General features: G+C 67.3%; 13 protein-coding genes. 5 read left to right on the top strand and 8 right to left on the bottom strand.

What is annotated here, in order from left to right:
• Nucleotides 1-20: 20 nt before the first annotated feature.
• Both FOF45_RS15490 and FOF45_RS15485 read right to left on the bottom strand, forming a co-directional pair.
• Nucleotides 21-1133 carry a TetR/AcrR family transcriptional regulator C-terminal domain-containing protein gene (locus tag FOF45_RS15490; RefSeq protein WP_158986411.1) on the bottom strand — a complete coding sequence of 371 codons (1113 nt, stop codon included), beginning with the start codon at nt 1131-1133 and terminating at the stop codon, nt 21-23.
• A 100-nt stretch (nt 1134-1233) separates the two neighbouring features.
• Nucleotides 1234-1857, bottom strand: coding sequence for a TetR/AcrR family transcriptional regulator C-terminal domain-containing protein (locus FOF45_RS15485; protein WP_158986409.1), 624 nt, complete (start codon nt 1855-1857; stop codon nt 1234-1236).
• Between the two features lie 265 nt (nt 1858-2122).
• On the opposite strand from FOF45_RS15485, the gene FOF45_RS15480 reads away from it, so the two are divergent.
• The 3 genes from FOF45_RS15480 to FOF45_RS15470 all read left to right on the top strand — a co-directional run bounded on the left by FOF45_RS15480 (nt 2123) and on the right by FOF45_RS15470 (nt 5373).
• The gene (locus tag FOF45_RS15480) at nt 2123-3184 is read left to right on the top strand and encodes an HlyD family secretion protein (RefSeq protein WP_158986407.1); all 1062 of its coding nucleotides are present in this window, start codon (nt 2123-2125) and stop codon (nt 3182-3184) included.
• On the top strand, nt 3174-4265 hold the full coding sequence (locus FOF45_RS15475) for a DUF2955 domain-containing protein (protein WP_158986405.1): 1092 nt from the start codon (nt 3174-3176) through the stop codon (nt 4263-4265). The genes FOF45_RS15480 and FOF45_RS15475 overlap by 11 nt, the downstream gene beginning before the upstream one ends.
• 151 nt (nt 4266-4416) lie before the next feature.
• Nucleotides 4417-5373 carry a LysR family transcriptional regulator gene (locus FOF45_RS15470; RefSeq protein ID WP_158986403.1) on the top strand — a complete coding sequence of 319 codons (957 nt, stop codon included), beginning with the start codon at nt 4417-4419 and terminating at the stop codon, nt 5371-5373.
• 4 nt (nt 5374-5377) lie between these two features.
• Here FOF45_RS15470 and FOF45_RS15465 read toward each other — a convergent pair whose 3' ends face one another.
• Both FOF45_RS15465 and FOF45_RS15460 read right to left on the bottom strand, forming a co-directional pair.
• The gene (locus FOF45_RS15465) at nt 5378-6934 is read right to left on the bottom strand and encodes an MFS transporter (RefSeq protein WP_158986401.1); all 1557 of its coding nucleotides are present in this window, start codon (nt 6932-6934) and stop codon (nt 5378-5380) included.
• An 11-nt stretch (nt 6935-6945) separates the two neighbouring features.
• The gene (locus FOF45_RS15460) at nt 6946-8034 is read right to left on the bottom strand and encodes an HlyD family secretion protein (protein ID WP_158986399.1); all 1089 of its coding nucleotides are present in this window, start codon (nt 8032-8034) and stop codon (nt 6946-6948) included.
• Nucleotides 8035-8138: 104 nt separating this feature from the next.
• Here FOF45_RS15460 and FOF45_RS15455 point away from each other — a divergent pair, with 104 nt between their 5' ends.
• Nucleotides 8139-8783 carry a TetR/AcrR family transcriptional regulator gene (locus FOF45_RS15455; RefSeq protein WP_158986397.1) on the top strand — a complete coding sequence of 215 codons (645 nt, stop codon included), beginning with the start codon at nt 8139-8141 and terminating at the stop codon, nt 8781-8783.
• A 7-nt stretch (nt 8784-8790) separates the two neighbouring features.
• Here the strand turns inward: FOF45_RS15455 and FOF45_RS15450 are convergent, their stop codons facing one another.
• Complete coding sequence (locus tag FOF45_RS15450; protein WP_158986395.1) at nt 8791-9027, bottom strand: hypothetical protein; 237 nt, start codon at nt 9025-9027, stop codon at nt 8791-8793.
• Between the two features lie 230 nt (nt 9028-9257).
• Here FOF45_RS15450 and FOF45_RS15445 point away from each other — a divergent pair, with 230 nt between their 5' ends.
• Entirely contained in the window at nt 9258-11249 is a 1992-nt protein-coding gene (locus tag FOF45_RS15445; protein WP_158986393.1) for a ferritin-like domain-containing protein, read from the top strand.
• Nucleotides 11250-11261: 12 nt separating this feature from the next.
• Here the strand turns inward: FOF45_RS15445 and FOF45_RS15440 are convergent, their stop codons facing one another.
• The 3 genes from FOF45_RS15440 to FOF45_RS15430 are packed head-to-tail and all read right to left on the bottom strand — an operon-like array spanning nt 11262 to nt 14579.
• Complete coding sequence (locus FOF45_RS15440; RefSeq protein WP_158986391.1) at nt 11262-11912, bottom strand: Isoquinoline 1-oxidoreductase subunit; 651 nt, start codon at nt 11910-11912, stop codon at nt 11262-11264.
• The gene (locus tag FOF45_RS15435; protein ID WP_199244502.1) at nt 11902-14103 is read right to left on the bottom strand and encodes a xanthine dehydrogenase family protein molybdopterin-binding subunit; all 2202 of its coding nucleotides are present in this window, start codon (nt 14101-14103) and stop codon (nt 11902-11904) included. The genes FOF45_RS15440 and FOF45_RS15435 overlap by 11 nt, the downstream gene beginning before the upstream one ends.
• Nucleotides 14100-14579 (bottom strand): (2Fe-2S)-binding protein, encoded by a 480-nt coding sequence (locus tag FOF45_RS15430; RefSeq protein ID WP_158986389.1) that lies wholly within the window; start codon nt 14577-14579, stop codon nt 14100-14102. The genes FOF45_RS15435 and FOF45_RS15430 overlap by 4 nt, the downstream gene beginning before the upstream one ends.
• Nucleotides 14580-14614 lie beyond the last annotated feature (35 nt).

Below are 14614 nucleotides of genomic sequence, written 5' to 3'. Positions count from 1 at the left end.
CGATCGTGGCCTCCGCTTCGTCACGGGGGGCTCACCGCACTACGTTTGCCGTAGGATTCCCACGCGTGGCGAACGCGATGCGACGCGTCCTCCCACGCCAGCCCCGTGCAGCTCGCGTACTCGCTCCACAGCGCTTCGGCGCAGCCGGCGACCGACGCCCAGTCGTCGCCGCGCACGATGTCGCGGATGGATTCGCCCACCTCCCTGATCAGCAACTGCGCGGCCGTCGCGACGGGTGAATGGCCTCGGGACTTGCGGTCACCGGAACCGCCCCTGCGCGATTCCGCCACGCGCCAGGCACCGCGCAGGAAGATCGCGACGACGAACTCGACATGCTCGCGGACTTCCTTGTGGCTGGGCGACGGATGGTGGCCGAGCACGACCTCCAGTTGCAGGTTGCCGCGCAGCATCGCGAGGAACCGGCGCGCAGCCGCTTCGCAGTCGTCGAATCCGATCTCCCCTCGCCTCTTCGCGTCGATCAGCACCTTGCGAATCCGCCTGATTGCGCGCTCAGGCCCGGAGGTCCAGTAGGCGATCGCGGCATCGTGATATCGGCGCGACTCCGACACCGCTACCTTGTGCAGGTCGATGACCGGGGCCGACGTCATCGCCGTCACGATGGCGGTTCCCAGCTCGAACAGTGCGTCTTCGAGGCGTTCGTCGTGGCGCGAGGGAACGCACTTCAGCATCTTCGCCGACTGCCTGTCCGCTTCCGCCATGACGTGCAGGCGCAGGAAGCGCGTCAGGTCCACCGCTTCGACGTCCGTCTCGGCGCGCAGCTTCCGGTAGAGGCCGTTCGGCGTCCAGGTCCAGTACGAACGACCCAGCAGGAACGATACGAGCACGCTGCAGTTGGCCCAGCCGCGCATCTGCGAGCCGCGCCCCGGGATCGACTCGCGCACCTTGAGGATGTCGCCCATCGCCCCCCAGCGCAGGAAGCGGATGGCCTCGTCCAGCGTCAGCACGTTCACCATCATGCGCGTCCACCACGGCTCGACCAGCAGCCAGGTGCCGTCGCCGAGTGGCCGCAGCGCGAACACATGCTTGTGCCTGGCATGGGCGTAGCGGTGCCACCACTGTCGGCGCAATCCGGGCACGAAACAGATCAGCCACGCCGCAGCGTCGATCGTCACCGGAGACCCATTGGCATCGATCCCGATGACTGCGTCGTCGACTGCACGATCGACCACGGTCGCGGGCTCTGACCGGCGAACAAACATGCTGGCGAGCGACCTATGCATCGGCGTCCTCCGCGCCGATACCCGTGAGGAAGGTGTCGACAAGGTCGGCAATCTCGCGTTCCGTGGGAGTCGTGTCCGTGGCATCCGACACGCTTAGCGGATCCCAGCGCGTCCTCAACAGCGCGATGAAGCAGACCGCAAGACGCTGACTGTCGGCGTGCAGGCCTACGCCTGCAGTACGCGCCGAGTCGAAGAAGCGCGTCAACTCTTGCAGCATCCGCTGGGGACCGTTGCGATAGAGCTCGTTGCGGATACCCGAATCGCGTGCGCCCTCGTCCACCGCGATGCGGTAGAGGTTCCGCAGCCGCAGACCGACGTATTCACTCGTGGCGCGATGGGCGAACTCGATAAGCTGCCCTCTGAATGATTCCTCGCACGGCCATCCAAGCGGAGCCAGCATCCAGTCCGCGATCATGCCCACGACCGAACCCGCGAGCGCCTGCGTCGTCCCGAACTCGCGCACGACATCCGCAGGCGAGACCTCGCTGTTTGAGAGGATCGCGGCGATGTCCGCCGCGTCTTCGTAGGCATGAAGCGCCTGCGTCACCTGCGCCACGATGACGCTGCGTGCGCATGCGTCGGGCCCCGCGGCGATCCGGGTCTGTTCGAAGTCCATTGCTCTGTTCAGTCTCTGCCTGGAGGCCGGGATGGTAGGAGCCAGGCGCCCGCCGCTGTAGCCACGCGGTAGTAAGCGCAGTGTTGATCGCCAGGACCCGACGCCATGCGGACGACCCCGGGCGGCGACGCCCGGCGCGCGTGCATTGGTGCCGTCCGGGCAACATCGTGTCCACGCCGGATCGGCTTCCGGGCCGCGGCGGATCGGAATAGCGTCGAGACAGGGTTGAACGATCGGGATGCCGCCGGCATCCGAGGAGTGTTCGATGAGCACCGACGCCCGTTTCCGCGCCTGGATGTTCGGGTCGCTGGGCTTGATCGGCCTGTGCTTCGTGTATTACCTCGTCGCCGACATCCACATGCCGGTGTCGCCCGAAGCGCGATTGACCTACCACGTCACGCAGGTCGCCCCGGACGTGAGCGGTCGCGTCGTCGACGTCTTCGTGCGCAACAACCAGCAGGTCGAGAAGGGACAGCTGCTGTTCCGGATCGACCCGGACACGTATCAGACCGCCGTGCGCGATGCAGAGCTGCTGGTCGAACAGGCCATCCAGGACAACGCACAGCTCGACGCGTCCATCGCTGCGGCCACGGCCGAGGTCGCCCGCATGCGGGCGCAAGTGGCGGATGCCGAGCGCGAACTGCGCCGACTGCAGGGCCTGGTCGGCGAGAAGTACGTGTCGCGTTCGGCGCTCGATCAGGCGCAGGCGCGCCATGACGTCGCGCAGGCGGCCCTGCAATCCGCGCGGGCCGCGCTCAACGCGGTACGTGTGCAGCGCGGCAGCGACGGGGACAGCAGCCTGCGGCTTCGTCGCGCGCGCAATACACTCGCCAACGCACAGCTCAACCTGCACCGTTCCGACGTGGTTGCGGCGGCCCCTGGCATCGTCAGCAACATGCGCCTGGTGGTGGGCGCCTACGCGCAGGCCGGAGCGCCGAAGCTGGCGCTGATCAGCACCGCGCCGAACCTTCAGGCGGATTTCCGCGAGAAGGCCTTGCTCCACGTGGTGCGCGGCACGCGCGCGCAGGTGGCCTTCGACGCCCTGCCCGGCCGCCTGTTCGAAGCAGAAGTGACGTCGCTCGACGCAGGCGTGGTGCATGGACAGATCGATCCGGATGGCCGCTTGGCCGCGCCGGACCAGAACGATCGGTGGGTTCGCGACGCGGAGCGCGTCCGCGTGAACCTGCATCTGCTCGACCCGCCACCGCGTCCACTGATGACGGGTGCGCGCGCCACGGTGCAGCTGCATCCGCAGGCCCAGGGCTTCCGGCGTTGGCTGGGCAACGTGCAGATCCGCCTGATCACGCTGCTCCACTATGTCTACTGACGCACCATCGCGCTCCGCCGCACAGGGCACCTTCAGCGAGGACGCGTGGCGACAGGCGTGCCGGATCGCACTCGGCACCACGGTCGCACTCGCCGTCGTCAAACTGATGGATTGGCCGTTCGGCGCGTTCTTCGCACTGTTACCTGTGTTGCTGCTTGGACTGGTACCCATCTACAACCTGCGGATCGCGGCTCAGTTCATTGCCAGCAGCGTGGTCAGCATCGCCGCCGCCAACGTGCTGGCGATACTGGGCAACGTCTCTCCCGTGCTCGCGATCGCAGCCTACTTCACGTTCTCGCTGTTCTGCTTCCGACTGATGGCCAACGGGCCGTGGTTCCTGTTCGGCGCGTTGACGATGGTGGCGTCGTCGGTACTCGTGCATCTGGCGAGCTATCCGCAGGTGCCCAAAGGCGACCTGTTCACGTCCCAGTTCGTCGCGACCCTGCTGGCTGCGTTCCTCGCCGGCGTCGTGCATGCGTTGATTCCCGAACGCCGGGCGATACGTCCGCCCACGGTGGTCAAGCCCATGACGCTCGTCCGTCATCAGATGCTTCTCGGTGCGGCATGCGCGACCGTGTCCTTCGCGGCATTCCAGTTCCTCGACCTGAGCGATTCGCCATCCGCGCAGGCCGCGACCGTGCTGGTGCTGTTCCCGATGACCCTGTCCGGCGGAAAGCAGGCGGCATGGACGCGCGTCTCGGGAACACTGCTCGGAACGGTCTACGCGCTCGTCCTGCAACTGGTGCTGTTCGCGCACGTGTCGCAGGGAGGATTCCTGGTCGCGCTCTACGGTGTCGGCGCACTGCTATTCGCGACCATGCACGTGCGCGAGAACGCCGGGCCGGCCGTCGGGCTGAGCGCTGCGACCGCGATCGCTGTGCTGATCGGGCAACTGGCTCCGGCCGCGGACTTGTATCGCGCGTCGCTCTATCGCTTCACCTCGGTCGCGATCGCGATCTTCGCGATGCTGCTGTGCATGTTCGCCGTGGAGGCGATCCTCAACCGGTTCGAGGCCACACGCATCACGCCGGCCGTGCCGGGCCCGGCTCCCGGCAGCGAGCGGTCCGCGTCCACGCCTTGACGAGTAAGGTACTAATTAGTACCCTAATGGCTCCTGGGCCAATCATGTTCCGCGTGTCAGGCAGCTCGTGCGAACGGGCACGCATCGCGGATCGCAGTGACGCCCTGCCCCCTCGTTCGTTACCGGGATCGCCACGGTCCTTCGTCGGGCCATGCCGAATCGCCACGCTGCACGTTCGCCCATCAGGCCAGACACGCTGGCCGCCTCCTTCGCCACCAGTTATGCCGGGGTCCTGGCATTCGTCTCGGTGGTCAATGCGGGCAGCTTCGCCCGCGCCGCCGATCGCCTGGGCATTGGCCGCTCCGCGGTCAGCCGCAGTGTGCAGAAGCTGGAGGGCCAGCTCGGCACCCGGCTCCTGCAGCGCAATACGCGCAACATCACGCTCACCAGCGAAGGCGAGATGTTCTACGACGCATGCCTTCCGGGTGTCGACGGCATCACGCGGGCGATGGACGAAGTTCGCGACCTGCGCGACGGTCCGCCGCAGGGACACTTGAGGATCAGCGCGGGCCAGGGTTTCGGAAGGCAGGTTGTCGCGCCGCTGCTGCTGGAGTTCCAGGCGCGGTTCCCGGGAATCTCGCTTGAACTGCTGCTCGACGAGGCACCCACCGATCTCGCTGCGAACCGCATCGACATCGCGTTCCGAGAAGGCCCACTCGAAGACAGCGACGTCATCGCAAGGCGCCTGGCGAACCTGCGGACACAGGTTTTCGCGTCGCCCGACTATGCACGACGCCACGGCTTGCCGACGTCGGTGGATCACCTGGCCGGGCATTCCTGCATCAACCTGCGATTGCCATCGGGGCGACTGCAGCCGTGGCGCTTCAGGGTCGACGGACGCGCGCGCAGCTTCACACCGATGCCGCGCCTCGTATTCAACGACGCCAGCCTGGTGCTGCAATCCGTGCTCGCCGGACAGGGCCTGGCGCAACTTGTGGCCTGCGAGGCAGACGATGAGCTGCGCGCCGGCCGTCTCGTCGCGTGCCTGTCCGACGCAGCGGCCGAGGACTCCAGCCATTACCTGTGCTACCTCGGACGCAAGCATCAGCCCAAGCGCGTACGCGCGTTCGTGGACTTCGTGATCGAGCGCGTCCGCGTCGTTGCTTGATCGCCTAATGCGACAGCGCTCGCGCATTCCGCCGCGCGAGGAACAGCTTCGTCCCGACCAGTAGCGGAATCGCGACGAGGAAGAACATCGAGATGGAGAGGAAGATCTCATCGAAGGCGCGCGCCCCCGACTGCTGCTGGAGCATTCGTGCCATCAGCGCGGCACTGGCCGTCGCCGCATCGCTCGTGGCGTAGCCGTTGTCGACCAGCAGGTTCGATAGACCCGTCTGCGCCGCATCCACTTCGGCGTTTCCGGCTTGCAGATACGGAGCGAGCACAGTGGCGTGCGCAGGCAGCCGCCATTCGAGCAGGGTCGACACGAACGCCATCCCCGCCAAACCACCCGCCTGCCGCCCAACGTTGAACAGCGCGACGCCTTCCGCCATGAGTCCGCGCGCGAGCCCGCCCAGCGTCATCATCGTCAAGGACACGAACAGCAGGCCCATCCCGAAGCCGCGAAGCCACGTGGCCAGCGTCATCTGCGGTGCGCCGGTCTGCGCGCTGGACAGCGAGAGCAGCCACATGCCAGCCATGAACAGCGCGATGCCGACGGGGATCGGCGCCGCAACCGGAACCCGCCTGGATTGCAGGGCGATGCCCGCCAAAACCAGCCCCGCAGCGGCGGCGAATGCACTCGACAGGGCCAGTTCACCGATGTGCTCCGGCGCCAATGCCAGCACCACGTTGCCGAAGAGCGGAATCGCCGCGCCGCTTCCGAACAGGGCGAAGCCGGCGAAGAAGCTCGCGCACAGGCCGAAGAGGAAATCTGGGCTTACGCTGGCGTCACGCAGGAAGGCGCGTTTGGCCGCTCCACGGCTCCAGGCGAACAGCGCGGCGATGAGCGCGATGACCGATGCGACCACCACCATGCGGATGTGCCCGTCATCGAACCAGTCGAAGCGCGCGCCCTGTTGCAACGCGTAGACGCAGCCGACGACTGCGGGAATCAGCAGCAACAATCCCGCGCTGCTGGGCGCCAGCACTCGGGTGCCCGGCGGATCCACGGGCCGCACGAAGTGGAACGTGAGGCAGGCAGCGCCGGCCAGTGCCGACGAGACGACGAAGAGCGTCCGCCAGTCGAACGCATCCGTTGCCCAGCCATGCAATGCAGGACCGACCATCACCGGAACCACGACGATCGCGAGCGCGAGCATGCTTTGCAGCAAAGGCTGCCGTCCGGCTGGATAGGCACGGAACACGAGCGTCTGCCCTGCCACCAGCACCAGCGCACCGCACGCACCTTGCGCGATGCGGACCGCGATCGCCGTCCCCAGGTCGGGCGCGAGTGCCAGCGCACCGGTGAACAGCGCGAGCAGGATGCCGCCGCGCAGCGTGATCTTCGCCGCACCATGCCGGTCCACGAGCCACGACATCGACAGGAAGGCGACGAGCTTCGCAGCCACGTACGCGATGTTCAGCCACGCGGCTTCGTCGGGCGTCGCGGCATATCCGCCCATCACCTGCCCGCGGTTGACCGAGAGCAACGTGCCGTTGACGCCATCCACCGCCATCAGCACGACGATGCAGAGCAGGCACGACGTCGCGCGCAGGATCTTGGCCATGTCGGCCGGAATTACCGCTGCGTGACCGCGCGTTCGGCGGCGTGTGCGCCGCGGCCGACACGGATGTCCACCTCCGCCGACAGGCCGGCATAGAGCCTGCCGGAAAGCGCGTGCTCGGGATCCAGCACGATCTTCACCGGCACGCGCTGGACGATCCTGGTGAAGTTGCCCGTTGCGTTGTCGGGCGGCAGCAGCGCGAACTGCGCGCCGCTTCCGGGCGCGATGCTCTCCACCCGGCCGCTCAGCTCGACATCCGGGTACATGTCCAGCTTGATGTTGGCTCGGTCGCCGACCTTCACGTCGGTCAGCTGCGTTTCCTTGTAGTTCGCCACCACCCACACGCCCTGCAGCGGAACCAGCGACATCGCCGGCGTTCCGGGCGCGACGTAGCGTCCCAGCCGCACCTGGCGATTCGCGACGACGCCATCGACTGGCGCACGCACCACGGTGTGCTTGAGCGAAATGGCGGCGAGCCTGCGTGCGGCCTGCGCCTGCTGCAGCACCGCCTCGGCTTCGCGCTGCTGGGCGCGCAGCACCTCGAGCTTCTCCGCTTCAGCCTTCCTGCGCGCGCGCGCCGAGTCGGTCGCCGCGAGCGCGCGACGATGCGTCGCGTCGGCCGCTTCGTGCATCTGCCGGCTGACCGCGCTCTGCTCCACGAGCGTGCGGTAGCGACGCGAATCCAGCGACGCACGATGCGCTTCGACCTCGATCGCGCGCACGTCGGCGGATGTCTGCTCGATCATCGCGCCCTGCAGTCCGATCTGCTTTTCGAGGCTGCCCAGCGTTGCCTGCTGGCGCAGGACATTGGCGAGCGCCTGGTCCAGTTGCGCCTGATAGTCGGCGTCCTCGATGCGGAACAGCACCTGGCCGCGCTTCACCGGCTCGTTGTCGTTCACCAGTACCTCGGACACGTAGCCCGGGACGCGCGGGGCGATGACCGTGATCTCGCCGCGCGTGTAGGCGTTGTCCGTGGACACGGACGATCCCGACCACAGCCAGCCGTGGGCGGCCCATGCGAGGGCCGCGACCGCCGCACAGCCGGCGACGACGAAACGCGAGCGGCGTCGGCGGCGCTCGTTCTTGGGGAGGGTCGTTTGCATCGTGGTGCCCGTGCGGCGGTCGCGGATTAATGGGTACCAGCCGGTACCGTTGAGGTGAACGGTAATTGCCGGTACCTTAAGTGTCAAGTGCCAAGGAGCGCGCCATGAACGTCCCCAGCGACACCACCCCCGCGCGGCGGAGCCGACGCAGTCCCGACGCGTTGCGCAGCGAGATCCTCGACGCCGCCAGCGAACTGTTCCTGCGCGACGGCTACGCCAACACGAGCATCGACGCGGTGATCGAGAAGGTGGGCGGTTCAAAACGCGCCATTTACAGCCACTTCGGCGGCAAGGACGACCTTTTCGCGGCGATGGTGACCGGCCTTTCCGAGCAGGCCCTGCAGGCCATCCAGCGGGCGGACGAGCGCGCGGGCGAAGACGTGCGATCCAGCCTCGTCCATTTCGGCCGCGCCATCATGCGCATCCTGATGGATGCGCGGACGATCGCGCTCTACCGGCTGGTGGTGTCCGAATGCGGTCGCATCCCGGGCCTGGCCGAAGCCTTCCTGCAGAACGGGCCCGGCCGCGCGACGCTGGCCCTCGCCCGACTGCTGGAAACCCACGCCCGTTCAGGCGCGCTGGCGGTGCCGCATCCGCGCGATGCCGCGGAACATTTCATCGGCATGTTGCGCGACGACTCGCATCTGGAGGTCGTGCTGGGCGTGAGGAAGCCGCTGGGCGAACGCGCTCAGCGCACGCGCGTGGAGCAGGTGGTGGACATCTTCCTGCACGGCGTGGGGCCGCGCTGAGGCTAGCCTACGTGGCCGGATCGCGAAGGGCCCGGTAGAACCCGATGCCGAAGAACAGGCCGATCTGGGACAGCAGGAGCATGAACCAGGACGCATCGAATCCGACGAGGACGAGCGCGGACAGCAGTGCCGACATCAGCGCCCACGGGAAGCTCAGGTCTACGGCCTGGTCGCGCGATTCCATGCGGCCGGCGCGGTAGTAGGTCACCGCGCACAGGAACGCCAGCAGTAGTTCGATGCTCATGCCCGCCCCTGAAGGTGTGGCCCCGACGACCATGATTTGCCGCGAAGTCGACCGGGATCGTAGCACCGCCCGGATGCACGGTTGACGGGCTCCGGGACTCTGGAGAACCACTGCGGATAGGTGCAAACTGCCCCTGTCGCATTTGCGCGCGAAGACCGACGAGCACGCGGTTTTTCTGCCCGTGCCCGGCATCGAATCGACCGGACTGGTTGCGTACCGGAGGTGGGATCTTGGAAGCCGAGATCGCCGTACCGACATCCCGTGAACAGCTGTGGGCGCTGCTCGCCGAAGCGGCCGAGATCGAGCACCACCTGATGTGCTGCTACCTGTACGCGGCCTTCAGCCTGAAGGAGAGCACGGACGAGGACCTGTCCGAAGCCGAGCTGCAGGCAGTCGAGCGCTGGCGCCGCGAGATCCTCGCCGTGTCGGTCGAGGAGATGGGCCACCTGGCGATCGTCTGCAACATCCTGTCCGCCCTTGGCGCGCCCGCACATCTGGTGCACCAGAACTTCCCGATTCCCGCGGGCTACCATCCGGCGGGCCTGGTGGTGAAGCTGGCACCGTTCAATCGCCAGACGCTCACGCATTTCGTGTACCTGGAGCGCCCCGGGGACGTCGATATCGCGGACGGTGAAGGGTTCGAGCCGACGCAGGCCTACCGGCGCGCGCTCGACATGAACCGCCTGATGACCGTGTGCACGGACTACGAGACGGTCGGCGAGCTGTACCACTCAGTGGCCGAAGGCCTGCGTCGCCTGAGCGCATCGATGGGCGAGCGGGCGCTGTTCGTCGGCAATCCGGAACACCAGCTCGATACGGAGGTGTCGCGGCTGCCGGGCCTCAAGATCGTGCGCTGCCTTCGCACCTCGCTTGAAGCCGTCGATGCGATCGTCCGCCAGGGTGAAGGCGCGGATTCGTGTTGTGGCGATTCGCACTACCAGCGCTTCCTGCGCATCGGCCGCGAGTACGACGCGCTGCTGCAAGCACGCCCCGCGTTCCGCCCCGCCCGCATGAGCGCGCACAACCCGGTGATGCGCCCGCCGCCGACGCCGCAGGGGCGGCTGTGGATCAGCGAAGAACCGGCCGCAGCACTGCTCGACCTCGGCAATGCGCTCTACAACCACTGCCTGCGCTGTGTGTCGCTGGCGTACGGTGACGTCGGTCGCCCGGCGCAGGCGGTGCTGGTTTCCGCAGGCATCAACCTGATGCACCTCCTCACGCCCATCGCGACGCGATTGGGCACCCTGCCCGCCAATCCCGACATGCCGGACGCCACCGCCGGCCTGAGTTTCGCCACCATCCGTTCCTCCGCCGCGTTGATGGGCGAAGCCGGCAGTGTCGAGATCCTGGTCGAGCGGCTGCGCGAGATGGAGACGCGTTGCGCGTTGCTTGCGCACACCTATCCCGATCTCGCTTCGTTGCTCGAAACCACCCGCGCCGGCGTCGAGCGCCTCGCCAACCGTCTGGCCGCGCAGGCCGAACACTGCAGGCAGCTCGAAGCGGTGCCATCGTCGTCGGACGAAAGCGCGGCCCTACCCCAGCGCAGTGTCGCCAGCGCGAGCGCGGCGCCCGAACCGCAGCGACTGGAGAACGGCGCGGAGTTGATCCCGGGTGGCGCCATCGACATCGTCTACAACGGACAGCGATGCATCCATTCGCGGCATTGCGTGCTTGGACTGCCCAACGTGTTCCGGGCCAATACGCCGGGCGCGTGGATCTTCCCCGACGCCGCCACGACCGAGGCGCTGGTGACCGTGGCGCACATGTGTCCGTCCGGCGCCATCGGCTATCGTCGACACGACGGCGGCGACGAGGAAGCCGCGCCACCGATCAACCTGATCCAGCTGCGCGAGAACGGTCCGCTCGGCGTGCGCGCCAACATCGTGCTCGACGGTGTGCCCATCGGCATGCGCGCGGTGCTGTGCCGTTGCGGTGCGTCCAAGCACAAACCCTTCTGCGACGGCACCCACAACGAGATCCACTTCAACGCCTCGGGCGAACCCGACAGCGTCAAGTCGTCTCCCCTGACCGCCCGCGACGGTCCGCTGAACATCGATCCCGAGATCAACGGGCCGCTGGTGGTCAGCGGCAACGTCGAGATCTGCTGCGGCACCGGCAGGACGATCAACCGGATGACCTCGGCGCGCCTGTGCCGATGCGGCGGATCGTCGAACAAGCCGTTCTGCGACGAAACGCATCGGCGCATCGGGTTCCGCAGCTGACGGTTTCGCGGCCTATCCCTTCGGGCAGGCCGCGCCTGTCGCGATCCACGCATTGATCAGCGCGCCGAACTGCTCCTGTGTGCCTGGCGCGGGCTGCCTTCCCGCACCTGGATGCCAGGCCCACCCGACCAGTGTGTCATCGGCCATGTGGCGACTGATCTTGGCGAGGTCGCGGTTGCCGTTGCGCTGGAGGTCCTTGAGCTGCTCGCAGATCTGACCCAGCGATTTGCCCTGCCAGGCCATCGACGCCGGCGCCAGCGCCCAATGTCCATCGCCCGGGATCGAACGCACGGTGTCGCCCAGAGTCATCGAATTGGCCTTGCCGTGGCAGCTGTTGCACGGCATGCCGGGCATGCCGTGGTTGTCCGGTCCGCCGGCGACTTCGGGCACGTGCGGATGCATGTCGTCGCCCTGCGTAGGCGCGCGCTCGACCGGATGGCAGTTGAGGCACCGCGGATGTTGCAGCACCTTGCCCGCTTCCTCGAACAACGCGACGGAACGGTTGCGCTGGTCGGTGATGGTGTCGAAGTCCGACGCTGCCTTCAGCGTTGCTGCGGGCGGGGCCGTGTTTCCAGCACGTTGATCGGCGTTCTGCGCCCAGGTAACGGTCGCGTACACCGCCAGCGTCGCGACGACCGCAACGACTATCGCATCAGCTTTCATGACGGCCTCCCTTCAGCAGCGCGGTGTCGATCGGCAGGTCGAAGATGCGCTTGCCCGTGGCGTGGAAGATCGCGTTGGTGACGGCCGGGAAGATCCCTGACGTGCCCGGCTCGCCGATACCGCCCGGATCGGCAGTGCTCGGCACGATGAACACCTCGACCGGTGGCGTCTCGCGCATGCGCAGCACGGGATAGGTGTCGAAGTTGCTTTCGACGACGCGTCCGTTGGCGACGGTGACCTTGCCGTACAGCACCGCGGAAAGACCGTACACGACACCGCTCATCAGCTGCGCCTTGACGATGTCGGGATTCACCGCGACGCCGCAATCGACCGCGCACACCACACGCTCCACCTTCACCGCGCCGTCGGGCGCCACGCGTACCTGCGCGACGGTGGCGAGGAAGCTGCCGAAACCGTCCTGCAGCGACATGCCCAGCCCCTGCCCACGTTCGAGCCTGCGACCCCAGCCGGCCTTCTCGGCGGCCAGTTCCAGCACCGCGAGCGAGCGCGGACTCTTGCCCAGCAGGCGTCGTCGGTACTCGACCGGATCGATCTTCGCCCGTTGCGCGAGATCGTCGATCACCGATTCCACCACGAATACGTTGCGCGTATGGCCCACGCCACGCCAGTTGCCCACGTGCAGACCTTCCGGCGGTTCCTGGCGCACGAAATCGACCAGCGCGTTGGGGAAATCGTAAGGACCCGCTGCGCCGTTGACCGCATCGAAATCGACGCCGTCCTTGAAGAAGATCGGCAGGAACGTCGCCATGATCGCTGGACCCACCACACGGTGCCGGAAGCTGACCGGCATGCCGGTCCGATCGGTGCCGACCCATACACGGCTGTGGTTGTGATAACGGAAGTAGTCCTGCTGGATGTCTTCCTCGCGGCTCCAGATCACCTTGACGGGCGCATCCACGTTCTTGGCGATGCGCACGGCCTGGTGCACGTAGTCCGCTTCGAGCCGACGGCCGAAACCGCCACCGAGCAGATGGTTGTGAACGATCACTTTCTCCAGCGGCAGTCCCGATGCTTCCGCCGCCAGCTTCTGCGCGCGCGCGAGCACCTGGCAGCCGACCCAGACTTCGCAGCGCTCGCGCGTCACGTGCGCGGTGCAGTTCATCGGTTCCATCGTCGCGTGCGCGAGCATCGGCTGCCGGAACGTGGCCTCGTAGGTCTTCGCGGCGCGCGCGCCGACGGCGTCGCCGACTTTCACCGCGACCGCACCGTCGCGCTCCAATGCGGCGTCGCATTGCGCCACCAGCATCGCGGTGTCGACCTTCGCGTTCGCGCCTTCGTTCCAGCGGATGTCGAGCGCGGCCAGACCCTTGCGCGCGGCCCAGCTGTGGTCGGCGATCACCGCGACGAGATCGTCCAGCACCACTAACTGGCGCACGCCGCGCACGGCCAGCGCGGGCGCCTGATCGACGCCGGCGACGCGACCGCCGAAGACCGGCGTGGCGCGGACGGCAGCGAAGCGCACGCCTTCGGGCAATGCATCGATGCCGAACTTCGCCGTGCCATTGACCTTGGCCGGCGTGTCCACGCGCTTCACCGAATGCCCGACGAGTTTGTAGTCGGCGGGTGCTTTCAGCGGTGCCTTTGCTGCCGGCGCCGGCAGCGTGGCGGCCAGCGCCACCAGTTCGCCATAGCCCAACCGCTTGCCGGTGCCGGCATGGATCACTTCGCCATGCTCGGTGCGGCATTCGCTTGGCTGTGCGTTCCAGCGCTTGCACGCGGCCGCGACCAGCAATGCGCGCGTATCGGCGCCGGCCTGGCGCATCGTCGCCCAGCTGCCCGGCAGCGACGCCGATCCGCCGGTCACCTGGTCGCGGAACACCGGATGGCTGTAGCGCGTCGTGTCCGGCGGTGCGTGTTCGACCTTCACCTGATCCAGGCCGACATCGAGTTCCTCGGCGAGCAACTGCGCCTGCGAGGTGTAGGCGCCCTGCCCCATCTCCACGTACGGCACGATCAACGTCACCGCGCCGCTCGGCGCGATACGGATGAAGGCGTTCGCTGACCACGGTGCGCCTTTCGCCTGACGCGCGGCATGCGCGGGCGGATCGAGGCTGAACCCGACGACCAGGCTTCCGCCGACAGCAGCGACGGTCTGCAGGAATGCGCGACGCGACTGGCGCATTCCGCCGATCACGCTCGCCAGACCGCCTTCGTGAAGTTCGGCGCTCATGACGCGTTCTCCTTCCCGCCGATCCGCTGCGAGGCGAGCTTGATCGCGCCGCGAATGCGTTCGTAGGTGCCGCAACGGCAGATGTTGCCGCTCATGATGCTGTCGATGTCGCCATCGCCCGGCGCGGGATTGCCGGCAAGCAGCGCCGCCGCGGACATGAGCTGTCCGGACTGGCAGTAGCCGCACTGCACGACTTCGTGATCGAGCCAGGCCTGCTGCAGTGTGCGGCCCACCGCGAGCTCATGCAGCGCTTCGATGGTGCGTATCTGCGCATCGCCGACCGCCGCGATCGGCGTGATGCACGACCGCCTCGGCACGCCGTCGATGTGCACGGTGCATGCACCGCACAGGGCGACGCCGCAACCGAACTTGGTTCCGGTGAGATGCAGCACATCGCGCAGAACCCACAGCAACGGCGTGTCGTCGTCGACTTCCACCGTGTGCCGGACTCCGTTGACCGTGATCGTCGCTGGCATGTGAATCTCCGCTGGCAACGCCGCTGCCGCGAAGA

It is taken from the genome of Lysobacter panacisoli (genome assembly GCF_009765165.1).
Classification (GTDB): domain Bacteria; phylum Pseudomonadota; class Gammaproteobacteria; order Xanthomonadales; family Xanthomonadaceae; genus Lysobacter_J; species Lysobacter_J panacisoli.
The sequence above is the reverse complement of the archived record's forward strand: the minus strand, read 5'-3'. Positions and strand labels throughout refer to the sequence as shown.